Genomic DNA, 22,247 nt, shown 5'->3' with positions numbered 1-22,247 from the left:
GAAATGAAAGAGCGCGATCTATGAAAAAGCTGATCAACAACCCAGACTACTATGTCGATGAGGCCCTCGAGGGCATGCGGCTGGCACATCCGCGCGGCTATACTGTTTCAGGCAGCAATGGCCGCGTAATCGAGCGCGCAACACGGAAATCAGAAGGCAAAGTCGGCATTGTTTCCGGTGGCGGGTTCGGCCATTTGCCACTGTTCGCCGGATATGTCGGGGAAGGACTTCTTGATAGTTGCGCAGTCGGCCATGTTTTTGCCGGCCCTTCTTTCGACGATGTGTCGGAAAGTCTGAAAGCGGCCGATTTCGGCGGCGGCGTCTTGTCCGTAATCGGCAACTACGGCGGCGACACCATGGTTTTCGGAATGGCCAATGACATGCTGGCGGCGGAGGGTACCGATTGTGCCGTGGTCACTGTCGCAGACGATGTGGCAAGTGCGCCAAGAGAGTCTGCGGAGACGCGGCGTGGTGTGGCCGGGCTGATCCTGGCGTTCAAGATCGCGGGCGCGGCTGCGGAAAAAGGGATGAATCTGCAGGGCGTGAAAGCGGTCACTGAAAGGGCGATGACCGGCTGCCGTTCCATCGGGGTTGCGCTTTCGGGGTGTACGGTGCCGCAAGCTGGCACGCCGACATTCGTTCTTGATGAAAATTCAATCGAGATGGGCATGGGCATCCACGGCGAAAAAGGTCTGTGGCGCGGTGCTTTGAAACCGGCCGACGAGATTGCCTCTGAAATGGTTGAACGACTGATGGCGGACCTGGAGCCGCCGAAAGGCGCCAGGCTTGCGGTGCTCGTCAACAGCCTCGGGGCAACGCCACTGGATGAACTTTACATTCTCTATCGGAAGGTGAGCCAGCTTCTGAATGCGGCCGGACTGGAGATCGCCTATTCGCTGGTCGGCCATTATGCGACTTCAATGGAAATGGCCGGCGCTTCGCTCTCTGTCATGACGGTTGATGACGAGCTCCTGGACTTGCTCAACGCACCTGTCAACTGTCCCTTGTGGAGGGCCTGATGTCCAGCACCTTTACTGGCAAAGACATTGGCGCGGCGGCACGACGTGTGGCAAAGGCCTACGTGGCTGAGGCCGAACGCTTCAACAGGCTGGATGCGGCCGGGGGCGACGGTGATATGGGAACCACGCTTTTTACCGTGTCCAAAGCCATACTAGCCGACATGGAGCCTTTCGCCGAAGACGTCTCGAAAGCATTTATGCGGCTGGCGAAGATCATTTCGAAACATTCGGGCTCGAGCCTCAGCGCTGTGATCATGACCGGGCTGATAACCTTGTCGTTGAAGACCAGGGGCCAGCGCGATACCGAGTATGCGGATCTGAGCGCATTGCTCACCGAAGCCCTGACGAGCATGCAGCAGCGGTCCAAGGCTCCCCTTGGCAGCAAGACAGTGCTCGATGGCCTGCACGCCGTTTGCGAGGCCGTCAAAGGTGGTGGGGACGCGCGGCAGGTTGGGCAGGCTGCGCATGAGGCCGCGATTGAGACATTGGCCGCCTATCGCGAAAAGCCGGCGATGATCGGCCGATTGCGGCTCGAGCCTTCGAAAGGTGTCGGGCTCGATGATCCCGGCATGGTGGCGCTTGAAGTGGGCATTGCTGCCATGATCGATGCCGAGCCAACTCAGACATAGTTCTCCACGAATGAGCGAGCAGATGACAAGTTCTTCACCGACGACGGCAGAAGCTGACACGTCAGCTATGCCTCAGCGCGCTGATGTGGTGATCATCGGCGGCGGCATCATCGGCTGTACCGCCGGCTTGTTTCTGGCCAAGCGTGGCCTGTCCGTGGTGATCTGCGAGAAGGCGCATATTGCCTGTGAGCAGTCGAGCCGAAATTGGGGCTGGGTACGAAAAATGGGGCGCGATCCCTCGGAGATTCCGCTATCGCTGGCCAGCGCAAGATTGTGGGCCGATTTGAATGCACTGACCGGACGCGAGACGGGCTTCAGGCAGACCGGAATTCACTATCTTTGCAAGACAGCAGGAGAGCTGCAGAAATATGCGGACTGGCTAGATATCGCCCAGGAGCATGGCATTGATTCTGCACTGTTGACGCGCAAGCAATTGAGTGAGGCTCTGCCGAGCCTGACGGGGCAATGGGAAGGCGGGCTTTTCACAAAGAGTGATGGGCGTGCCGAACCTTCCCTGGCAACGCCTGCGATTGCCGCGGCTTTCCGCGCGCAGGGAGGCGTCATCATCGAGCATTGTGCGGTGCGCACGGTCGAAACGGCCGGCGGAGCTGTGCATTCGGTGGTAACGGAGCAGGGTGAAATCAGGTGCAACACGGTCGTCTTGGCGACAGGCGCATGGACGCGGCTCTTTTGTGGCAATCTCGGCATCGATTTTCCACAATTGAAAGTCAACGGATCGGTGCTGCGCACCAAGCCCATGCAAGGGCCTCCGGAGTGCGCCGTGGCCGGGAACGATTTCGCATTCCGCAAACGTCTGGATGGTGGTTACACGATCGCCCAGAAGAATGCCAATCTGGCGCAAATTGTGCCTGACAGTTTCCGGTTGTTGTTCCAGTTCCTGCCTGCCTTCCGCTCCGAAGGGAATGAGATAAGACTGAGATTTGGTCAGGCGTTCTTTCATGAATTAGCTATGGCCAAGTGCTGGAAAGGCGATGAGGCAGCACCTTTTGAAGAGCTGCGCGTGCTGAACCCGAGACCTTCGGAGAGGATCCTGCGTGAAGGCTTGCGCAACCTTTCCAGGGCCTTTCCCGAATTTGCAGGAGCGGAGATCGCCGAGACCTGGGGCTGCGCGATTGATGTCACGCCGGACGCCGTCCCGGCCATTGACGCGGTGCGGTCTGTGCCTGGCCTGATCATCGCCAGCGGCTTCTCGGGTCACGGATTTGGCATCGGTCCTGGTGCTGGGCACCTGGTTGCCGATATAGCCTCGGGAACAACGCCTGTCGTGCCGTTAGATCCTTTCCGGCTTGATCGATTTTAACCGCCTCGTTGATTGTCTTGAGTTAGGCGCTGAGGATCCGCCGGAAGTGGAGCTTCACCCTTCCCACGCACGGTCGATCTGATTTAAGCCGCGCAGTCGCCAAATTCTATGTTTCGCCAGAGGCAGCAAAACGCTCGAACATTTTCAGATAGTAGCTCAGATGGTTGTATTCGACATTGCAAACGACCTGTGCATTGCCCAGTTCGAGCGCCTTGCACAGATCCTCTAGCTCTTCACTGAGCGCCAGAGTCTGGTCCTCCCAAATCTGGTCAATTACAAGATACCAGACCCGCGAAGTCCTGAAATAGTAGGAGTCGTAAAGCTCGCGCAGTGCCGAATTGCCGATCAGGGATAAAATGATCGCATGCCGCTCGAGGTTGATCAGCCAGAATTCATGAAGATCCTTGCCCGCTGCGAGTTCGCGTGCGCGCGCCAAAAGCTCGCTTGCCTTCTCTACCATACGCGGTTTGCCCGGCTTCGGGTTCATCTGGCCGATCAGCGTTGTGAGCTGAAGGCGCATCGCATAAATGTCCCGAAAAGCGGGGATATCGATCGCAGTGACGATCGTTCCGACACCGTTTCGGGTCTCGACGTATCCTTCGATCTCCAGGCGCTGCAGCGCCTGACGCACGGGCGTGCGACTAATCCCGAACTCGTCCGCCAGTTCAGCCTCGCGTATGAGGTGTTGCGGCGGGTAGACGAGCTGGCATATCCGGTCACGCACCTCCTCGTAGATTGACGCCGAAAGTCGGCGGCCCTTGGCGCGAGATTGCGTCCGGTGCGTCGTCCGAGGTTCGTGCGCAACGGCCAATTGCTTCTCCTTGTCCATACGGTGCCCGCACCGCTGCGCCAACTCGGCACAAGCTATACATTCCATTTTCCCTCCTCCTGTCAAGCGAATGGACCCCGTTGGGCAATGCGCAGTTCCGGTACACAGCTGTTCAATTTGATCCAATCTTTTCCCGATGGATTGACGTTAAATCCCTGAAGCTATATACAGCATGACAATGGTAAGAAGTTTTCCCGCCGGGCGCCGGCGTAAAGGGCTCTTCTAACGAGTGAACCACGCACTGCTGTATACGGCTTAAAGGCAGGCTTATCGGGAAGTTTAGAATGGGATTGCGACAGGCCTTCGACCACTCAGAGTTCCACCAGCGTATTGAACGCGTGCAATCGGCGATGGCGGACAGCGGTCTTGACGTTCTGCTGCTGCACAGCCCGGAAAATATCTACTATCTCACCGGATACCAAACTTCGGGGTACTTCGCATATCAGGTGGCGTTTGTCCCCAAGGACGGACCGATCAGACTTCTCGTACGTTTTCTAGAGCACGGCAATGTCGGCGAATATTCGTGGCTTGAAGAGGCTGATACATGGCGTGAGGGTGATGATCTCGTGGCACGCACCTGCGGCGTTTTACGGGAAACGGCACCGGGGGCCATGCGCATCGGGTTAGAAAAGCAGACATGGTTTCTGACCGCTGCAATGGCGGAGGCGGTGAGCGCCGCCGTCAGTCCCGCCGAGATCGTCGATGCTTCGCTACTGGTTGACCGAGTGCGGCTGGTCAAATCTCCGGCGGAAATCGCATGTCTCCGCGCGGCTGGCCGTATTGCCGAAATCGAACAGAAGGTTGCTTGCGACAGGATCGGCGACGGCGTGACCGAGGCGGAAGTGGCGGCAGCGGTTTTCGAAGCCGGAATTCTTGCCGGGTGCGAGTATACCGGGCTGCCACACCATATCATGTCCGGCTATCGCTACGATGTCTGCCACGCCAACTGGACCTCAAAGCCGATCGTGAATGGCGAGATGGTCCTCCTCGAACTCTATGGATGCGTGGAACGATATCACGCAACCCAGATGCGGACGGTCTGTCTCGGTTCCCCGACCAGCGAGGTGCGCGATGCCGTGGATCTGATTATCGCGGCGCAGGATGCTGCGATCGCAGCCCTTCGACCGGGCGCTTCCGCCCTTGAGGTCGACCGTCTGGTGCGCGAACCGATCCGTTCCATCCGGCCCGATTACTTTAACCGCAGTGGCTATTCGACCGGTATCGGCTTTCCCCCGCGAACGGCGGAATGGGACGCAGCCGATTTCAACGAACATGTCGATTGGGAGGTCAAGGAAGGCATGGTGTTTCACATGCTTGGCCTTGCTAAGGGGTTTGGGATTAGCGAAACCGTCGCCGTCACTAGGGACGGGTCGGAACGGCTAACTCCGGACAATGCGCGGGAGCTATTCATCAAGTAGCGACCGTTTTCATCACGGTGCACACAGCGAATTAGAGACAATAAACGGGAGCAGACAATGACCAGAGATAAGATTGACAGGAATTCGTTTCGGCGCAGGGCCATCCTGAAAGGCGCCGCGGGAGTGGCCGTCGCAGGCGGCCTGGGGATGCCATTTGTGCGGACTGCCTCGGCACAGCAGTTCTCGGGCAAGGAGTTGCGCGTTCTGACTTGGTCCGACCCGACCGGCCAAGCTGCGGTACGCAACATATTGCAGCCGTTCGAAGCGGCGACCGGGGCAAAGATCATCGCGGATTTGACGGGGTCGACCTCGGATATGATCGCCAAGATCCGGGCCTCGGCGGCCCGACCCCAATACGACCTCGTGATCCTCTCCGGGTTCGGCGCCTCTGCTCTGGCCGATGCGGGTTTGCTTGAAAAGCCAGATTTGTCGGCGATCCCGAATACCGACAGAATGTTCTCGCAATACCGGACCGGTGCCAAGGGCTATGGCGTTGGCTACTTTCTGTGGAGCGACGGCCTGCTGTACAATACGAACGCCCATTCGACCGCGCCCAGTTCCTATGACGTGCTCTGGGATGAGGCCAATAAGGGCAAGATCATCGTGCCGCCGGCAGAGAATCTTGGTGCACTGGAGTTGATCATGATCGCCGCACGGATGGCTGGTGGCGATGCTCAGAATCCCGATAGTGGCTTCGAGCTTCTGGCCAAGCTTAAGGACCAGATCCTGACCGTCTCGCAAAATTCACCTCAGATGGCCGATCTTTTCAGGGCCAATTCGGCGAATGCCGGCGCAATCTACTCGCCGCTTCTCTTCGCCGACAATATTCCTGATCCGGCCTTCAACATGAGCGGCACCTACGATCTGGCCGAGGGGTTTTTCGTCGACCTGCAGTTCATGGTCATTCCAAAGGGCCATCCAGGCGATGCGGCGGCGATCAATGCTCTCATCAACCAGGCGCTCGACCCGGAAGTGCAGGGCAAGATGGCGGAAGAAGTTTGGTACGGTCCGGTGAATCAGGATGCCAAGCTGTCGGACAAGGCAAAAGCCAGCCCGTACATTCCTTCCCCCGACGTCATCGCCAACCGGACAGTACAGGTGGATGCGGAGTATCTGGCTTCCGTGCGCGACGACTGGGTGCGGCGGTACGCTCAGGCTATCGCCTAGGGGCTGCCCTGGCTCATCTTTGATATTTGCCCGCGGCGCGTCATGAGGCGCTTCGCGGGCGTTCTTTCAACCTTTTCGTATGTGAGTGCCCATGCAACATGAAGATTGCGCTCTGGAACTGCAGAATTTGGAGCGACATTTCGCGCACGGACGCGTCCGGGCCGTCGACGGCGTATCGTTGACGGTTGAGCCGGGCGAAATCCTGTCGATCCTCGGGCCGTCGGGTTGTGGCAAGACGACACTGATGCGGATGATAGCCGGGCTAGAGGTTCCGACCAGCGGGCAAATTCGCATCCACGGGCGAGATGTTTCATCACTGGCGCCGCATGAACGTAATGTCGGACTGGTGTTCCAGTCGCTTGCTGTCTTTCCCCACATGAACGTCGAGAAAAATGTCGGCTTCGGATTGCGCATGCGCAAACTCTCGGCTGCCGCTATCAAGTCCAAAGTGGATACGGTGCTCGATCTCGTGCAACTGCCACCCGATCAGTTCGCGTCTCGCTGGCCAAGTGAACTCAGCGGTGGGCAATTGCAGCGTGTGGCCCTCGCTCGAACTCTCGTGACGGAGCCGGCGTTGGTGCTCTTCGACGAGCCGATGGCGGCACTCGACCGCCGCTTGCGCGACTATATGGCCATCGAACTCAGAGCCATCCAGAAACAGCTTGGGATTGCCGCAGTATATGTGACCCATGATCAGGAAACGGCGTCGACGATGTCTGATCGCATCGCGGTCATGAATTCCGGCCGCGTTGTTCAGGTCGGGCCACCGCCGGAAATCTACAATCGTCCGGCAAACCGCTTCGTTGCCGAGTTTCTCGGCGATACGAATGTGCTGACCATCGCAAGGCTGCATGAGCGCTCCGGTGTGGCGCAGCAAGTGGAGGTTGAGGCCGGGCAAAGACTCGCCGTTTCAGCGGATGATCACCTCGCTGGCGGGCAGATGGTGCTTTTCCGACCCGGACAGACGAAGGTGTTCACCGATGATCCGGGCGGCGCAATGCAAGCTGTACTGACCTCCGTCAGCTTCAATGGCGGTCTGTATCACTGGATGATGCGCTTGGCGGATGGGACGCCGCTTCTGGCGCAATCCACCCGCGACGATCTGGGCGGTGTCAGTAGTGGACAGCCCATCTGGGTGAGCGTTGATCATGAACAAACGCATGTGGTCGAGCAGTAAGATGGTGAGCTCAGGACTCCCGAACCCCGTTGTCCCGGCGCAAAGGCCCAAGATCAAGCGGCGCCCGGTCGCTTGGCTTCTTCTGCCAGCCGGCCTTTTGATCGGTACGCTGTTTGTCTGCACGCTGACCGTTGTGCGTATCAGCCTCGGCCCGCGCTACGCCGAATGGGACGGCTGGAGTTTGTCCGCCTATGCCGAGGCGGCCGACCCCTATTTTCTCTCCATTGTTCTGAACACTGTTTGGTTGGCTGTCGCCAGTGCGATATTGGCCGTACTCATCTCGTTTCCAATCGCGCTGTTCATGGTGCGCACGGCCTCAAATTTCGCTCGCCGCGTTGTCCTCATCGGCATCATGCTGCCAATGGTCATCAGTCTTCTAGTGCAGAGTTTTGGCTGGGTGGCCATCCTCGGGCCGGATGGCCTGTTCAACCAGATTGCCTTCGCGATCACCGCAGAGCCAAGAACGTTCACCTTGCTGTTCAATTCGACGGGCGTGCTGCTGGGATTGGTGCAGACCACCATCCCGCTCGCTGTCCTGCCGATCATTTCGTCATTGGGCGGTATCCCCGTTGATCTCGAAGAGGCGGCGAGCGTGCTTGGTGCGAAACGTCTGCAAACCTACCGCCATGTCATTCTGCCCCTGGCGGCGCCCGGCATCATCGCAGGCACGATCTTGGTGTTTGGCTTCAACACCGGCGCCTTCGTCGTGCCGCTCCTGTTGGGCGGTTCACGCGTTTCGACGATTGCCGTGATCATTCGCGATCAGATGGGCACGTTGTTTAACTGGCCGCTCGGCGCGGCTCTTTCGGTCATCCTGATTGTCATCGCGCTCTCGATGCAAGCCGCCAATCGGTTGATTGGTGCCAGATCGCAATTCGAAAGGTAACAAGACATGGCCAATGCTATTGGACGGCGTGGTTTTGAAGCGATGCTGATCAGATCGAGCACGATCTTCTTGATGGCGCTGATCCTGCTGCCGATCATTGTCGTGGTCATCATGTCGTTTACTGCTTCGACAACCCTGGAGTTCCCACCGCCGGCACTGTCGTTCCGCTGGTATGCAGATGTCTGGGACATGGCGACCGGCGAGAATGCAAGCTTTACCCGCTTGCTGGAATCCTTCTGGGTCAGCCTGATCATTGCCGGCCTTTCCGCGCTGGGATGCGTCGCTGCCGGGGTTCCGGCAAGCTATGCGCTCGTCCGCTACAAGTTTGCCGGCCGTGCCGCGATCGAAGAGCTTCTGGGATTACCCATCGTCTTTCCCGCCGTCGTGCTCGGAATTGCACTGTTGATTCTGGTCAGTGCGAGCGGCATCGATTTCGGCATCTGGCAGATCGTCATCGCCCATTGCATCATTTTCTTGCCATTCATGATGCGAAACTGCATGACGGCACTCAAGAGCGTCGATCCGGCGCTCGAGGAAGCTGCCAAGACACTCGGCGCGTCCCCTTTGCGCACCTTTTTCGAGATTGTCCTGCCGCTGATCCGCAGCGGAGTTGCCTCCGGTGTCCTGCTGGTGTTCGTTCTCTCTTTCAACGAATTCACCTTGAGTTATTTCCTCTACACAGTAGATGTCTTCCCGCTTTCTATCTGGCTTTTTCAGCAATCGAACACATCGTTCAGCCCGGCCATTTTCGCTATTTCTGCGCTGACGATCTTCTTCAATGCTGCCATCATCCTGATCGTGGATGCATTGGTTGGAAGAGGTGGTGGCGCACTTAGATGATTGCTCTGCTCATCCCAACCTAGTTCTTCGCAACGAACAGGCCACGCGCCTCCTTCTCCCCAGCCGATCCTTTGACCCAGCTCCATGCGGCACGAGGCTTATGCAACTTCACCAGTTCAGGGTGCTTCTTCGGATCGCGGGCTGCGGAGCGCAGGCGTTCGCGGGCTTCACGTGGGTCAAGCTTCAGCTCAGTGCAGAGCTGCTTAAGGGTGATGATATCTGCCATTTGATCGTCTCCTTCGGTTTCAAGACGATCTATCTAATAAGACGACCAAATCAGCCTTGTCAGGGAAAACCCTCAAGCGATCATGGATTTCAGCAGCAGCTTGACATGGCGTTCCTCGAGACCGTCACGTTCAAGGTAGGCGAGCAGGTATGCGCCTTTGGCACTCATGGCGGTGGCGTCATGCGCCGGTAATTGCAGGAGATCAGCCAACGTTTCCTCCTCCCTTTTGAGGGCTGTGGCGAATATGCGCTCGTTGTTTTCGGGCGTATCGGACGCATAGCGTGGATCGAGCTCGTCGCTGCGCCAGCAATTGGCACTGAACTCTTTGAGGGATTGACGGTGCCAGGCAATCGCTCTCGCCATATCGGACATGGGTGTTGAAGGGACGAGCGCAGCCAATGGAGCGCCTCGCAGAAGGGTGCGCCTGGTGATAGTGTCGAGCGTAGCCATATCGAACTCCTTGGGTTCGGTTGGTCAGAGGCTCGGTGGGTGTTGCCGCACCTGCCGGGCCTTGTTGATACGGCAATGATTAAAAGGAGCGGATGGCGTTCTCACAATGGCGCTCGCTCTGCCACTGACCGACTACTCTACGCAGACGATCGCGCGCGGCGACGTTAAAACGTGCCAGCAGCGCCGATAGCGTTACGTCCTGAGGGTGTATGCCTGCGCACATGCGAACGCCCAGTGCTGGCTCGCTGAGGTGCGTAGCATTAAGGAAGAACCATACTTCCTATCGTCGGTGAGAAGCTCGGACCACAAACTACTGGGGATGGTCCCCTTGCACCAACGAGTATGTACGGGCGGCCAAATTTTCTTAGCTGGGTCTCATAGTTTGGTACTATCAGATTTCTTTTGGTCCCGCACACGCTGGAAAATCTCCATGGCGAGGTGCTCATGCGCAGCCGAACGGAACTCCTTGTCCGTCATCACGCGCGAGAAGATTTCCTCATTGCCTTCCATGCGATCTATGAAGAGTTCATCCAGCATCCGTTCGAGATAGGATGAGAAGTTGGCGAGGTTGTTCGCCTTCGCCGCTTCAACGATTTTGTCGTCCTCTTCGGCGCTGGCGCGTATCTGGTCGAAGAAGAACTGATCAGCCTCAGTGAAGTTTGTCCCAAAGCGCTCGTTCAGTTTCGACACCAGCGTCGATAGGGCAACAGCTTCCTCGCTGAACCCGCCCGTCCCAACGTCCGTTGGCCCCTTAAGCGGGACGGCCTCGCCATAGCCGAGATCGATTGAGCCTTCGGTCATCTGCTGGAGCCGGAAGAAGCGAAGCGCAACTTCATCGTCCAGTGCAAAGGCTTGGCCATCACCGGGCGGTGGCAGCTTGGCTATCAGGTTGCGGACGAAGGCGTAGAGCTTCTCAAGCTCGCTATCCTGATAGGGGATGATCTGCGAGAGGAAGGCATAGAGATTGCGATAGGCGGTTAGCTGGCCGCGAAATTCCTCCTGTTCATGTTCTTCGCGGTCGCTGAATCGTTGAACGATCGCATCAAGCACCGCGTTCATAAGCCGGTGATCGGTAGCCGAATGATCGCGCTTGGCGCGATACCAGACTTCGGCAAAGGCGTTCACGTCATCGGGCGCGAAAATCGCCCATTCGAGTAGCTTGTGCTGCAACTCTAAAAGGCGGTGAGGGTCGGCATTTTCACCGATAGGCGTGGCCTCATAATAGGGCTTGAACGCCTTGTAGATGTCGTCTTCGTCGTTGGCAAAGTCGAGCACGAAAGTCCGCGCCTTGCCCGGTGCCATGCGGTTGAGCCGGGAGAGCGTCTGGACGGCTTGCACCCCGGCCAGACGCTTGACCACATACATCGTCTGCAACAGAGGCTGGTCGAAGCCGGTCTGGTATTTTTCGGCGACCAGGAGCACGCGGTAATCGTCGCGCTCGAAGGTTTCGGGCAGTTCGCTTTCCGCCAGCCCGTCGTTCATGGCGACTTCGGTATAGGACGAGCCGGGATCTTCCGGGTCTTCCACGGTGCCCGAAAAGGCGACCAGTGAGCGGATGCCGGTATAGCCGTTGTCCTTGATATAACGGTCAAAGGCGAGCTTGTATTTGACGGCCGCGAGCCGTGAGCCGGTGACGACCATTGCCTTGGCCCGCCCGCCAAGCTCGTGCATGACGTAGAGCCGGAAATGCTCTACGATGACTGAGACCACTTGCTCGATATTGACCGGGTGGAGTTCCAGATATCGCGTCAGCGCCTTCGCTGCCTTCTTGCGTGGCACCTCCGGGTCGTTCTCCACCTGCTTGATAAGGCCGAAAAAGCGTTTGTAGGTCGTGTAGTTCTGAAGCACGTCCATGATGAAGCCTTCTTCAATGGCTTGCCGCATGGTGTACTCGTGAAACGGCGATGTGCCCGACGGTCCCGGCTCGTCAAAGAGCGCCTTGGTCTTGAATTTCGGGGTAGCGGTGAAGGCAAAGAACGAAAGGTTCGGCTGACGGGCGCGCTTCAGCGCATCGCGCAGCATCGCCGCCTTGGCGTCGTCGGAAAGGTCGTCGTCCTCTTCGTCCGACATCTGCGCCGCAATGGCGGCTTCGATGCCGTCCTTGTTCAGCATCCCCTTGAGCGCGGTGGCGGTCTCGCCGCTCTGCGAGGAATGGGCCTCGTCCACAATCACGGCGAAGCGCTTACCAGCCGTGTCGATTTTCACGCCCGTGCCCTTGCCTTCGAGCGTCGAGATCGCCTGAGAGATGAACGGGAATTTCTGGATCGTGGTGATGACAATCGGCGTGCCCTGCGACAGAGCGCGAACGAGCTGCTGGGTGTCTTCGTCTATCTTCTCGACTACCCCGGTCTTGTGCTCGAACTGGTAGATCGTATTCTGCAATTGCTGGTCGAGCACGCGACGGTCAGTTACGACGACCACCGAATGAAACACCTTCTGGTCATTGGCGTCATGCAAGCTGGCCAACCGATGCGCCAGCCACGCGATGGAGTTGGACTTGCCCGACCCCGCCGAATGCTGAACGAGGTAATTTCGCCCCGCGCCGTTCTCGCGCGCGTGGGTGACGAGCTTCCGCACTGCATCAAGCTGATGATAGCGCGGGAAGATCATCGTCTCCTTGCGGATGGTGCGCACACCCTTGTCGGTCTTGACCTGCCGCTCCTTCACCTCCAGGTGCATGAAGCGCTGCAGGATGTCGATCAGGCTGTCGGACTGTAGCACCTCGTCCCATAGGTAGTGGGTTTTCCAGTCGCCCTCGACGGGCGGATTGCCCGCGCCGTGATTATTGCCCCGGTTAAATGGCAGGAACACCGTCTCCTTGCCCTTGAGCCGCGTGGTCATCCACACCTCATCCGGGTCCACCGCGAAATGCACCAGCGCGCGTTTCTTAAAGGCGAACAGCAGATCGCGCTCGTCGCGCGCATCGCAATACTGGCGCACGGCATCCGCCGCGCGCTGGCCGGTCAGCGGGTTTTTCAGTTCCGCTGTTGCGACTGGCAGGCCGTTGAGGCTCAACGTCACGTCGATGATGCAGCGCCGGTTCTTGCCGTCCGCCTTCCTCATTACCGAGGTGAAGGCGACTTGCCTTGTGATGGTCAGGCGGTTCGCAGCATAGGACGCGGCGGCCTCGGGGTTCATGCCGGAGTTCGGGCGGAAATAGGCCAACCGGAACGTCTTGCCGTAGCATTTGAAGCCATGCCGCAGGACGTGGAGCGTCCCCTTGATCTCGAGTTCCTTGGCGAGACTGTCGAGCACGGTCGCTTCCGTCTTAGCCCCCAATAGGGCTTCAAGCTGCCCCCACTTCGCCGCCTGACTGTCTTTTAGGAAGCCGGTGACGTCTTCGGGGAAAAGCGCCAGCGCTTCGTCATAGGCGGCGGGTGCTCGCATGGCATAGCCACCCGCGCCGATAAGCCCGGCTTCAATAGCTGTTTCGAAGTCGTTTTCGGTATGGCCGGGCATATATTCCATCAGGCTCCACAGCCAGCGACGAGGGCGTCGTCGATCTCGATACCAGCCGACTTCATTCTGCGGGCCAGTTTGACAGCGATTTCCTTGACGTGATCGTTGAACTCCAGCCGCAGCACTCCATCAACATCGCTGGGTGTCTCCAAGGCACCCTTCTTGAGGATTACCATTCTGTTCCGACCCAACGAGGCAAGGACCATCCCAAGTTCAAGTATGACATTCTGACGAGCGCGAGGTTGGCTGGCGTCTTCACCCTTCGCTTTTGCATAGCCGAAATCGTCCGGCGTCATGAGGACGATGCCAAATGCGGCTTCATCGTAAATCTGCTGTTCAAGCGCCTCGATGATCGTGTTTGAGCCGCCATCGTTGTTTTGCAGAATATAGGGATCGAGATTAAGCCGCCTCAGAACAAGCTCAAGCTGTTCCAGAGCTGTCATATCGTGTCCGTGGACCACGAAGATTTTTGTTTTGCCGTCTTTTGGTTTTGCCCGAGCGGCAGCGGGAACGGCAGCTCCAGTGGACGAGAAAATGGCCTCCAGTTCGGCTTTTGGCTCGGCCTTACCCTGACACTGTACTGTTCCCTTTCGAGGCCAGTAGTTCAGCACACCACCCCGCTGCGACCTGAACGATAGCCGCCCGTTTCCGTCATCAGACCATTCACCTTTGACGTCATGCGATGCTACTAATTCGATCAGAGCGTCAGGCCCATCGTGAAATTCAATTGCCATTGCATCCCCCAGCCTTCAAACTGTATTTACCGAGTCATTCTCAAGATCATCAAGCCCGAGCGTTTCAATTTCATCATAGTGATAGTGGCGAACGGAAGGGTCACGGGCGAGATATTTCTTGTGCGCATCGAAATAAGCGTCAGGATTGTTGTTCTCGGTCAGGACAAATTTCTTGACCTCCAACGGCCTCGTATCACCGGTGTACTGGGCGACCACCTTTCGCAAGCAAGCACACCAATGAAGCCCTGACTTTAGTTGGTCGATGATCGAGCCTGCGTCGAGGCTCTTCGTCTTGAACTCGAACAGGTACGCCGTTACCTTTCGGTTGAAGCATTGGAAGACAACGAAGTCGCAGCGCTTGGACCATTCCTTGCCGTTTTCATCAAGGAAATGGAAAAGGGAATTATTGCGCCCATCGAGCTTGATGGCGAACGCCTTGCCCTTATAGGGCAGCTTCACCTCGCGCGTGGTCTTTCTGGTCTCGTCTTCGCGGAAGTACTTCTCACGAAGGACGATCTCACCACCATCACCGCGATGAACGATGTACGCGTCGCTGATGTACGCTTTGATATGATCGAAATAGCTGGACGCGTCGAGAGTCATGCCAAATCTGCGACCTGTCCAGTGACCGAAGCGGTGATGATGGCCGCGCGGTATTCAACTAGGAGATCAAGGCTCTTCTCGACCTTTGAGGAATTAGCCTCCTCCTCGGAGAGGCGTTCGTTCAGCCATGCCGCAATTGCGTCCTGTTCTGCAGCAGGAGGTAGAAGCGTGAAGTATTTCTTTATTGCGTCTACATTGACCCGCTTGAATGTCGCGCCGACTAATTCTCGATCTAATTGCTCCAAACATGCTCTAGAATTCAAGAAAAACTCCAAGAATTCAGAGTTGATCGCCTTTGGCCGAATTAGGCAAAGGTCTTGACCTAGGCAAAGTGGATCTGCTGTCCTTACAAGCGCCGCTGAGCCAACTGACGCGTTTCTGCTGTAGATAATATCGCCAGGACCAGGTTTCCGACCGCCCTCGGACATCAGTTCAAATTCGTCATCACTGACCATCCGTTTAGTCGCATAGTCAATGCGAAACGGCTTCACCTCTGTCGTACTCACCAGCGGGATACCGTCGTCAACGTATTCCGGCGTTCTGTGTTTACAGTCGATCACATCAGTAACGAAAGATAACCTCTTAACTTGCCAGTTTGCCGGGATGTCGCCAAGCCAGTCGATGCCAGAAGGCTTCATCGGGGCGTTGGGGTTCAGGCCCTTGGTGACGGCGCGGGTGATGAGGGCCTGACGCTTTTCGGCCAGCCGGTCCAGAAGCGCGCGCTTCTTCTCGATCAGCGCATCGATCCGCGCCGTCTTCTCATCCAGAAACCGCGCAACCCGCTGCTGGGTTTCGAGGGGCGGAAGGGGCAGCGGCTGGTGGCCGACCGTCTCCCAATCCGCGCGAGGCATCTTTGATCCAAAGGTTTCGGAATTGATCGTGTCGACGAAGCCTTTTGATACCAGAACATAAAACAGGAAGCGCGGTTCAACAGCCTCAGACGGCCGAAGGCACAGCAACTCACCTGAACTCACGCCGTCAAATGTTGCGTGATAGACCTTAGCGAGATACGGACGGAGCTTGTTGAAGAGAACATCATCTTTCTGAAATGTCCGACTATCCGCTTCGGCCGGTTTCGGCTCCTCAACCAGAAGCTTCCCCGTCCAAGAAGCAATATCCTCATTCGAGATGTATGGAAGAGCCTCCTGTTCCGACTCAGTTGGGCGCTTCGTTGACAGCCCGACCGACCATTTAAGCCAGCCCTTGCCCCAACCTTCCGGGACATGCGCCGCCCAACCCGGCAGCTCATCACTGCGCGCGAAGTAGCTCATGCCACCAGTCCCTTGAGCAGCCCGGCAATCTCGCCTTCCAGCGCGGTGATGTCGGCTTCGATCTCATCCAGCGGGCGCGGCGGCTTGTAGACGTAGAAATGCCGGTTGATTGGGATTTCATAGCCGACCTTGGTCTTGTCATAATCGACCCAGGCATCCCCCACATGCGGCAGCACCTCGCGCGCCATATAGGCGTCGATCACATCGCGGAATTCGTCCACCAGTCTGTCATTGGGCTTGTCCGGCCCGAACTGCATGGGCAGCGGCAGGGCCGTGCCTTCGGGCAGCGGGATATTCTCGGTGTCGCGCAACTCGCTGTCCGGCTCCGGCCTGCCCTTACCGTCGCGGCAAATCTCGGCATCCGGGTCGCGCTCGCCCAGCGCGGCAAAGATCGCCTTCTTGATGGGCGCGGCGAGTTTCAGTCCGGCGCGCTTGGCGGCGCGAGACAGGTCCTCATCAAACGCCTCGCGATCCATGTAGCGCCGCTTGGCTTCCAGAGTTGAAAGCAAAGCGCGAATGGCATCCTGTTCGGCGCGCCCAGCCGCTTCCTCGGCCTCGACCGCTTTCGCATCCTTGCGCTTTTTGGAGATGGCAAGATTGGCGAAAGCTTTCTGGTCATCCAGCCGGGCGATACGCTCTGGCGTCGCTTCGAAATTCATGCGCAGGGGACGCTCCACCGTCACCTTGAGGAAGCCAAACTCGCGATTCTCGAAGACGCGGGAGACGACGCGAGTCTCCTTCTCGCCCGTCTTTTGGTCGAGGACGACCTCGGCCTTTTCCTCATCTTTGAAATTGCCGTAGAGACGGGTCAGGTCATTGATCTGGTCATCGCTGATCTCGTTGCGCTTATTGTTGAGGCTCTTCTTCATCTTCTCGAAGAACCGCGTGCCGTCGATCAGTTGCACCTTGCCGCGCCGCTCAGGTGCCTTGCGGTTGGTGACGAGCCAGACATAGGTGAAGATGCCCGTATTGTAGAAGAGCTGATCAGGTAGGGCGACGATGGCGTCGAGCCAATCGTTCTCGATGATCCAGCGGCGGATATTCGACGGCCCCGAGCCTGCATCGCCAGAGAACAAAGGCGAGCCGTTAAAGACCACCGCGATCTTGGATCCAGTTGCGTCCTCGTCCCCCGCTTCATAGGGATGCATCTTCTCAATCATGTGCTGCAGAAACAGCAGCGAACCGTCATTGATTGCGGGCAGGCCAGCGCCGAAACGACCTGAAAAGCCCATCTCCTTGTGCTCGCGTTCAACGACCGCTTTCTGATCCTTCCACTCGACGCCGAAGGGCGGGTTGGCGAGCATGTAGTGAAAGCTGCTTCCCTCGAATCCGTCACGGGTCTTGCCATCGCCCAGCGTGTCACCAAGCACGATGTTCTTGGTGTCCTCATCCTTGATCAGCATGTCAGAACAGCAAATCGCCCAGGACTCGTCGTTGTATTCCTGTCCATGCAGGGCAAGGTTGGCTTGGCTGTTCTGGCCGAGAATGAACTTTTCGGATTCTGACAGCATCCCGCCGGTCCCGCAGGCCGGGTCGTAGATCGTTCGGAAAATGCCCGGCGTGTAGACGTCCTGCTCACCCGTATAGACGAGGTTGGCCATCAGGCGGATGACCTCGCGCGGGGTGAAGTGGTCGCCGGCCTCTTCGTTGGCCTGTTCGTTGAAGCGCATCACCAGATGTTCGAACAGATAGCCCATTTGCAGGTTGTCGATGCGATCCGGGTGCAGGTCCACATCAGCCATCGCCTTGACGATGGTGAAAAGCCGGTTGCTGGCGTCGAGCTTTTCGATCTGGTCGGTGAACTTGAATTTCTCGAAGATGGTCCGGGCGGTGGACGAGAAGCCGTTGATGTAGGAGACGAGGTTCGGCGCGATATTTTCGGGATCGCCCAGCAGGCGCTCGAAGGTGTAGGCGCTGGTATTGTAGAGCGGATGTTTGCGGTCAGGGTTGGCGGCACGGCCAAGCAGTCGCTCCATCGCGCTTTCCGGCACGTTCTGCGCCGTCAGCTTCTTGTATTCCTTAAGTACAGCATCCTTGGTGGGCTCAAGTAGACAATCCAGTCGGCGCAGAACGACAATCGGCAGCATGACCAGACGGTATTGCGGTGGGCGATACGGCCCGCGCAGCCGGTTGGCGATTTCCCAGATGTCGGCCTTTAGCCGCTCGTGAACTTGAACGTTCATTGGTTGGACGTTCCCCTTGCCCTGAAGTAGTTTGCGATTCGCGCAGAAGAATCGCTCAGATGCTTTCAGTCAAGCGACGGCCGTTCGGACAGCGGTGTGTGTCGGAGCCGGGGTGCAGGAAAAGGAAACCCGGTGACCACCAAAGAGCGCGCCTGAATATTGGCAGGCGCGCTTTGCTTTGGCGGCAAGGTAGCGCTAGCTCTTCGAAGTGAAAATAGTCCTCGCTTCCTTCTCCCCGGCCGATCCTTTGATCCAGCTCCAGGGGGCACGAGGTTTGTGCAGCTTGGCGAGTTCAGGGTGTTTCTTGGGATCGCGAGCTGCTGAGCGCAGGCGTTCGCGGGCCTCGCGCGGATCAAGCTTCAGTTCGGCGCAGAGCTGCTTGAGGGTGATGATTTCAGCCATTGATCGTCTCCTTCGGTTTCAAGACGATCTATCCAATAAGACGACCACAGAGGCCTTGTCAGGGAAAATCCTAGAGGTCGCGCTGCAATTCCTGCGCAGTGTCCCCGTAGAATTCGCGGTATCGCTTCAATACTTGCGGCACGTCAGCGTACGACAGTTCGTTGGGGCTGTCTCAGAGTGCCAACGATGATGACGATGCCTCCGATCGCGATGGGTGCGAGGAAGGCAGCACCCAGCACGCTCTGCAAGTTTCCGAACGCTTCGCTGACTAGCGGTTGTGACGTCCGGTCTACTCCAACCCAAACTCTGCTTTTAGAAAATCAACCGTGGCTTGGTCGCGCAGCTTGCAGACAATGTTTTGGTTGGCGAAGGCGCCCTTGAACCATTTGCCCTGTGTGCGATCTACGGTGCGCTTCCAGTCTATACCGACAACATATTCAGCAAGCTCGGGATTCTCGAAGTCGTGTCCCAAGCTCTCGCCAATCAGCGGCTGTTCGAGAAGGGGGCCGTCCTGCGTCTGGAAGTCAGCGGCTGGGGTCTTTTCTGCAGTGACGACGCCATAGCCAATGTAGCCATTGCCTTTATCGAAGACGAATACCTCATCGCCAACCCCCAACTGGCCCAAGCGACCCGAATAGAATTCTCCACCGCCTGCGGCCACGTAACCATATTTGCGATAATCCTCCCACGATCGATTCTCGTTGAGGCCAGCATTAGCGAAAAAGTACCCCGACCACGGAGCGCGAACTTTGCGTTCGGAGCGTTCTTCGACCTCTTCCTGATCGAGCAGGAAGTCTGTCGTTAGCCATTCCTCTCCATTGGCCTCAAAGACGTTGAAGAACACTGTGTTGATTGCAACGCCATGCTCCTCGGAAAGATACTCGACGATTCGGCGCGAAGCCTGGTCAAGCTCGCTCGCGACGATCAGCATAGAATGCGTAGCGTTGAGCCGTTCGGGTATCGTTTCGCCAAACCGTTCGCGGAAGGCGGTTACCAGTCGCTTGTTAAGGAATTTCTCCGCGCGTTCGTAAATTTCAGGCGTTGTCAACGTGCGCACCGAGGAGGCATAGTCGAGCACTTGCGCGACGATTTCGCGCGGCGTGCGGCTCTTTTTCAGTTCGATTATGATCAGAGCGCCTGTAGCGTCCAATGCCAAGAGATCGATGAACTTGCCGTGGTCGGTTGGTACCTGCCGACCGATAATCATCGCGTCGAGCCCGGCAAGCTTTGGATCGGCGGCCAGCCAATCTTCGATTAGGCTCTCTTTGGTAAGCGCCCGGCGGTTGGCGGGCTGAAGCTGATTTCCAACTATTCTATAGAGTGAGGTCATACGATTTCCTTGAAACGAACTATTTTATTTGTAACAGGCACCCTTCCGAGACAGTAGAGGCAACGCGCTGTCTAATAAATGGTGGTTTGAGAGATGAATGAATGAGTTGGCGCGCGGATGAATTAATATCTTCCAGGCTTGAACTAACCAGCACTCTACGCAGACAATCGCGCGCGCGGCGGCGTTACAATGAGCCAGCAGCGCCGATAGTGTCACGTCCTGAGGGGTTATGCCTGCGCACATGCGACCGCCCAGCGCTGGCTCGCTGAGGGGCGAACTGTGACGCTAATGATCGCTGCGACTTAAAGACAGAGCGCGCCGAGCAGACAAGCAGGGTGGTCGGTGGTTTGAGATACCCGAAACACACGCTTTGCTACCCAAGTGTCACCCAGAACAGGCAGCTACGGGTAGGGGCGAGATCGGACCTGTTGTTTGGATTGAGCAATTTGCGCTGGCCATGCGTCTGAAAGGCTGATGATTGATCAGCGTGTCGGTCTTAGCTTAAATGTGAGAGTGTGCAATGCCAATGTAGGGCAACCTAGTACGTGTTGAAGTCGTTGAATGGGCAGCCAAGGGAGATTGCGGCGTAGAGTTCGAGCAGCGCCTGTTGCGTTTGGTCGGTAACCTCGACGAACCTGTAGTCCATTTTCCCCACTCTCGCCTTGGCGCTGGCGAATGCCTGGGAGAAAGCCGGATCGGCTTGTAGCCCATTCCTGCTACCGTCCCCGGATCTGTAGGTAGCCGTGGTTTGACCAGTATTTTCCCGCGCTAGCCGGAAAGCAAAGGAAGCTGCCTGGTGCCCTGAGCTGGGCCAGGTATGCTGGCTATAGCGCTGCCGCATATTATTGGACCGTCCCGCATATAGGTGGTCCTCGCCTTCGCTAAAGAGATATACGCCCTGCTCTGGCATTGACTGAGGTATTTTGCCCCCGGAATAAGAGGGGGCTGCGACTAGCGCCTCAAAGAGTGGATGTAGCGTCTCAACAACTGCGGCAAACCGTTCATGCATTATTCTGCGTTCCTTGCTTACGCCACTCTCGGCTCGATCGTGCTCAAGTCGCCTTCGATTTCCCGGCGGCGTTGCATCAGATCATAGTTGGTCTGCAGCCCGAGGAAAAAGCCCTCGGACATGCCGAAGTAGCGCGCAAGACGCAGGTCGGTGTCGGCCGACATGGCGCGTTTGCCCAAGACGATTTCATTGATGCGGCGAGGCGGCACATGCACGGCGCGAGCCACAGCGTTCTGGCTGAGAACCATGGGTTTGAGAAACTCCTCAAGCAACATCTCGCCGGGATGCGGGTTCGGCAGAAGCTCAGTCGTGGTCGTCGACGATTTCGACATTGCTCGGTCCTCCATCGTCAAAATTGAACGCATCACCTCATATAACGCAATAGGTCATGCTGGCCGCAGACCGTATGGGGGAGGGCGTTTTTTTATTCGCGATCTCTCTTAACGCGGCCAGGCAGGTATTCAGACTGCCAAGGTTTTAGCTCTGTAGCCGTTCTGCTTTTGCCATGCGGCGATGCGAGCGCGGGCGAGAAGATCAGCAATGATGGCGAACCGCGTTAGGGACGACTGCTCATACACGCGGTCGCCGACGCAATAGAAGATGGTGATCAGGTGCCTTGAAATTGGCCTGATGTCTCGAAGCCAGACCCGTTCTTCCATCTCGGATTTCGCGGCTCGCTTCTCCCAAGGTTCTGCATCTGCATGCGGCTCAATGCGGTAGCGTGTTTTCAGGGATTGGCGATCAAACATGAAAACCGTCGGGATGCCGTCATTGTTGTCCATCGTCAGCGTGGCGTGGAGAATCGCGACTTCCGGTGACCGGGTCAACGCCACCGCGGGAGCGCCGGCACGCGGCACGAGCAAAGTGTCTGTTCTGGCGATCAGGCTGCCGTAGCTTGTTCCGTGGAAGAGGATTTCTCTGCCGCGTGCTGCACCGCGAAGCGCGCTCAAGAGCTCTTTCTCTGCCGTTACCGTATGCATAAATTCGGGCTGCTGACGCATAGCGCTCTTCTCCTGTTCATGGCGTTCCGAGCATAGAAATCGAGCGGGCGAGCGTCCCGGTATGGTCTGGGGCGGAATGAGGCCGGATGAGACAGGTCGCTGCAATGTGCTGCGCAATGCAGTTGTTCAGAATGATCGTATGTGCGTATTTTTGAGAGACTGCATTCGTGCATTCCTCTTGGTCCTTCGTTCACAGGCGCATAAAAATCCACTTGTTCAAAACTCATGTATGTGAGTGAATTTTGAACAAGTGGATTGAAAAACGCCCGCCAGAACGTGACGGACGTGCATCG

The 22,247-nt window shown here is 57.4% G+C and carries 20 protein-coding genes; 8 read left to right on the top strand and 12 right to left on the bottom strand.

Annotated elements, in window-relative coordinates; genetic code table 11:
• Positions 1–20 precede the first annotated feature (20 nt).
• From KY465_RS03085 to KY465_RS03075, 3 genes are read left to right on the top strand one after another with little or no spacing between them, the layout of a single operon-like run.
• Positions 21–1,019: a dihydroxyacetone kinase subunit DhaK gene (locus KY465_RS03085; protein WP_219158314.1), complete on the top strand. Its 999-nt coding sequence runs from the start codon at positions 21–23 to the stop codon at positions 1,017–1,019.
• Positions 1,019–1,648 (top strand): DAK2 domain-containing protein, encoded by a 630-nt coding sequence (locus KY465_RS03080; RefSeq protein WP_219158312.1) that lies wholly within the window; start codon positions 1,019–1,021, stop codon positions 1,646–1,648. Before KY465_RS03085 ends, KY465_RS03080 begins: the two co-directional genes overlap by 1 nt.
• 10 nt (positions 1,649–1,658) lie before the next feature.
• The gene (locus KY465_RS03075; RefSeq protein ID WP_219158310.1) at positions 1,659–2,969 is read left to right on the top strand and encodes an NAD(P)/FAD-dependent oxidoreductase; all 1,311 of its coding nucleotides are present in this window, start codon (positions 1,659–1,661) and stop codon (positions 2,967–2,969) included.
• A 106-nt stretch (positions 2,970–3,075) separates the two neighbouring features.
• Here the strand turns inward: KY465_RS03075 and KY465_RS03070 are convergent, their stop codons facing one another.
• Entirely contained in the window at positions 3,076–3,798 is a 723-nt protein-coding gene (locus KY465_RS03070; RefSeq protein ID WP_219158308.1) for a GntR family transcriptional regulator, read from the bottom strand.
• A 284-nt stretch (positions 3,799–4,082) separates the two neighbouring features.
• On the opposite strand from KY465_RS03070, the gene KY465_RS03065 reads away from it, so the two are divergent.
• From KY465_RS03065 to KY465_RS03045, 5 genes are all read left to right on the top strand, one after another.
• On the top strand, positions 4,083–5,216 hold the full coding sequence (locus KY465_RS03065) for a M24 family metallopeptidase (protein WP_219158306.1): 1,134 nt from the start codon (positions 4,083–4,085) through the stop codon (positions 5,214–5,216).
• Positions 5,217–5,273: 57 nt separating this feature from the next.
• Positions 5,274–6,383 (top strand): ABC transporter substrate-binding protein, encoded by a 1,110-nt coding sequence (locus tag KY465_RS03060; RefSeq protein WP_219158303.1) that lies wholly within the window; start codon positions 5,274–5,276, stop codon positions 6,381–6,383.
• A 91-nt stretch (positions 6,384–6,474) separates the two neighbouring features.
• Positions 6,475–7,560, top strand: a complete 1,086-nt coding sequence (locus tag KY465_RS03055) for an ABC transporter ATP-binding protein (RefSeq protein WP_219158301.1) — start codon at positions 6,475–6,477, stop codon at positions 7,558–7,560.
• On the top strand, positions 7,532–8,446 hold the full coding sequence (locus KY465_RS03050; RefSeq protein ID WP_255561400.1) for an ABC transporter permease: 915 nt from the start codon (positions 7,532–7,534) through the stop codon (positions 8,444–8,446). Before KY465_RS03055 ends, KY465_RS03050 begins: the two co-directional genes overlap by 29 nt.
• A 72-nt stretch (positions 8,447–8,518) precedes the next feature.
• On the top strand, positions 8,519–9,286 hold the full coding sequence (locus KY465_RS03045; RefSeq protein ID WP_255561399.1) for an ABC transporter permease: 768 nt from the start codon (positions 8,519–8,521) through the stop codon (positions 9,284–9,286).
• 19 nt (positions 9,287–9,305) lie between these two features.
• Here KY465_RS03045 and KY465_RS03040 read toward each other — a convergent pair whose 3' ends face one another.
• The 11 genes from KY465_RS03040 to KY465_RS02990 all read right to left on the bottom strand — a co-directional run bounded on the left by KY465_RS03040 (position 9,306) and on the right by KY465_RS02990 (position 21,954).
• On the bottom strand, positions 9,306–9,512 hold the full coding sequence (locus KY465_RS03040) for a hypothetical protein (RefSeq protein WP_219158297.1): 207 nt from the start codon (positions 9,510–9,512) through the stop codon (positions 9,306–9,308).
• Between the two features lie 72 nt (positions 9,513–9,584).
• Positions 9,585–9,962, bottom strand: a complete 378-nt coding sequence (locus tag KY465_RS03035; protein ID WP_219158295.1) for a hypothetical protein — start codon at positions 9,960–9,962, stop codon at positions 9,585–9,587.
• 375 nt (positions 9,963–10,337) lie between these two features.
• Positions 10,338–13,430, bottom strand: coding sequence for a type I restriction endonuclease subunit R (locus KY465_RS03030; RefSeq protein WP_219158292.1), 3,093 nt, complete (start codon positions 13,428–13,430; stop codon positions 10,338–10,340).
• A complete protein-coding gene (locus KY465_RS03025; RefSeq protein WP_219158291.1) occupies positions 13,430–14,155 on the bottom strand; it encodes a TIR domain-containing protein in 726 nt (241 codons plus the stop codon). Before KY465_RS03025 ends, KY465_RS03030 begins: the two co-directional genes overlap by 1 nt.
• A gap of 15 nt (positions 14,156–14,170) precedes the next feature.
• On the bottom strand, positions 14,171–14,758 hold the full coding sequence (locus tag KY465_RS03020; RefSeq protein WP_219158289.1) for a hypothetical protein: 588 nt from the start codon (positions 14,756–14,758) through the stop codon (positions 14,171–14,173).
• On the bottom strand, positions 14,755–16,029 hold the full coding sequence (locus KY465_RS03015) for a restriction endonuclease subunit S (RefSeq protein WP_219158287.1): 1,275 nt from the start codon (positions 16,027–16,029) through the stop codon (positions 14,755–14,757). Before KY465_RS03015 ends, KY465_RS03020 begins: the two co-directional genes overlap by 4 nt.
• Entirely contained in the window at positions 16,026–18,212 is a 2,187-nt protein-coding gene (locus tag KY465_RS18595; RefSeq protein ID WP_255561398.1) for a type I restriction-modification system subunit M, read from the bottom strand. Before KY465_RS18595 ends, KY465_RS03015 begins: the two co-directional genes overlap by 4 nt.
• Before the next feature lie 195 nt (positions 18,213–18,407).
• Positions 18,408–18,614 (bottom strand): hypothetical protein, encoded by a 207-nt coding sequence (locus KY465_RS03005; protein WP_219158285.1) that lies wholly within the window; start codon positions 18,612–18,614, stop codon positions 18,408–18,410.
• A 289-nt stretch (positions 18,615–18,903) separates the two neighbouring features.
• Positions 18,904–19,944: a PDDEXK family nuclease gene (locus KY465_RS03000; protein WP_219158283.1), complete on the bottom strand. Its 1,041-nt coding sequence runs from the start codon at positions 19,942–19,944 to the stop codon at positions 18,904–18,906.
• Positions 19,945–20,970: 1,026 nt separating this feature from the next.
• Entirely contained in the window at positions 20,971–21,285 is a 315-nt protein-coding gene (locus KY465_RS02995) for a HigA family addiction module antitoxin (RefSeq protein WP_219158281.1), read from the bottom strand.
• A gap of 129 nt (positions 21,286–21,414) precedes the next feature.
• Positions 21,415–21,954 carry a hypothetical protein gene (locus KY465_RS02990; RefSeq protein WP_219158279.1) on the bottom strand — a complete coding sequence of 180 codons (540 nt, stop codon included), beginning with the start codon at positions 21,952–21,954 and terminating at the stop codon, positions 21,415–21,417.
• Positions 21,955–22,247 lie beyond the last annotated feature (293 nt).

The sequence above is a fragment of the Neohoeflea coraliihabitans genome, assembly GCF_019334345.1.
Lineage (GTDB): Bacteria > Pseudomonadota > Alphaproteobacteria > Rhizobiales > Rhizobiaceae > Pseudohoeflea > Pseudohoeflea coraliihabitans.
This window is presented reverse-complemented; position numbering and strand designations above follow the sequence as displayed.

Bases quoted from the DNA above. Each gene is read 5' to 3' on its own strand.
- KY465_RS03085 (WP_219158314.1), top strand. From the start codon at position 21: ATGAAAAAGCTGATCAACAACCCAGACTACTATGTCGATGAGGCCCTC.
- KY465_RS03080 (WP_219158312.1), top strand. From the start codon at position 1,019: ATGTCCAGCACCTTTACTGGCAAAGACATTGGCGCGGCGGCACGACGT.
- KY465_RS03075 (WP_219158310.1), top strand. From the start codon at position 1,659: ATGAGCGAGCAGATGACAAGTTCTTCACCGACGACGGCAGAAGCTGAC.
- KY465_RS03070 (WP_219158308.1), bottom strand. From the start codon at position 3,798: ATGGACAAGGAGAAGCAATTGGCCGTTGCGCACGAACCTCGGACGACG.
- KY465_RS03065 (WP_219158306.1), top strand. From the start codon at position 4,083: ATGGGATTGCGACAGGCCTTCGACCACTCAGAGTTCCACCAGCGTATT.
- KY465_RS03060 (WP_219158303.1), top strand. From the start codon at position 5,274: ATGACCAGAGATAAGATTGACAGGAATTCGTTTCGGCGCAGGGCCATC.
- KY465_RS03055 (WP_219158301.1), top strand. From the start codon at position 6,475: ATGCAACATGAAGATTGCGCTCTGGAACTGCAGAATTTGGAGCGACAT.
- KY465_RS03050 (WP_255561400.1), top strand. From the start codon at position 7,532: ATGAACAAACGCATGTGGTCGAGCAGTAAGATGGTGAGCTCAGGACTC.
- KY465_RS03045 (WP_255561399.1), top strand. From the start codon at position 8,519: ATGGCGCTGATCCTGCTGCCGATCATTGTCGTGGTCATCATGTCGTTT.
- KY465_RS03040 (WP_219158297.1), bottom strand. From the start codon at position 9,512: ATGGCAGATATCATCACCCTTAAGCAGCTCTGCACTGAGCTGAAGCTT.
- KY465_RS03035 (WP_219158295.1), bottom strand. From the start codon at position 9,962: ATGGCTACGCTCGACACTATCACCAGGCGCACCCTTCTGCGAGGCGCT.
- KY465_RS03030 (WP_219158292.1), bottom strand. From the start codon at position 13,430: ATGGAATATATGCCCGGCCATACCGAAAACGACTTCGAAACAGCTATT.
- KY465_RS03025 (WP_219158291.1), bottom strand. From the start codon at position 14,155: ATGGCAATTGAATTTCACGATGGGCCTGACGCTCTGATCGAATTAGTA.
- KY465_RS03020 (WP_219158289.1), bottom strand. From the start codon at position 14,758: ATGACTCTCGACGCGTCCAGCTATTTCGATCATATCAAAGCGTACATC.
- KY465_RS03015 (WP_219158287.1), bottom strand. From the start codon at position 16,029: ATGAGCTACTTCGCGCGCAGTGATGAGCTGCCGGGTTGGGCGGCGCAT.
- KY465_RS18595 (WP_255561398.1), bottom strand. From the start codon at position 18,212: ATGAACGTTCAAGTTCACGAGCGGCTAAAGGCCGACATCTGGGAAATC.
- KY465_RS03005 (WP_219158285.1), bottom strand. From the start codon at position 18,614: ATGGCTGAAATCATCACCCTCAAGCAGCTCTGCGCCGAACTGAAGCTT.
- KY465_RS03000 (WP_219158283.1), bottom strand. From the start codon at position 19,944: ATGACCTCACTCTATAGAATAGTTGGAAATCAGCTTCAGCCCGCCAAC.
- KY465_RS02995 (WP_219158281.1), bottom strand. From the start codon at position 21,285: ATGTCGAAATCGTCGACGACCACGACTGAGCTTCTGCCGAACCCGCAT.
- KY465_RS02990 (WP_219158279.1), bottom strand. From the start codon at position 21,954: ATGCGTCAGCAGCCCGAATTTATGCATACGGTAACGGCAGAGAAAGAG.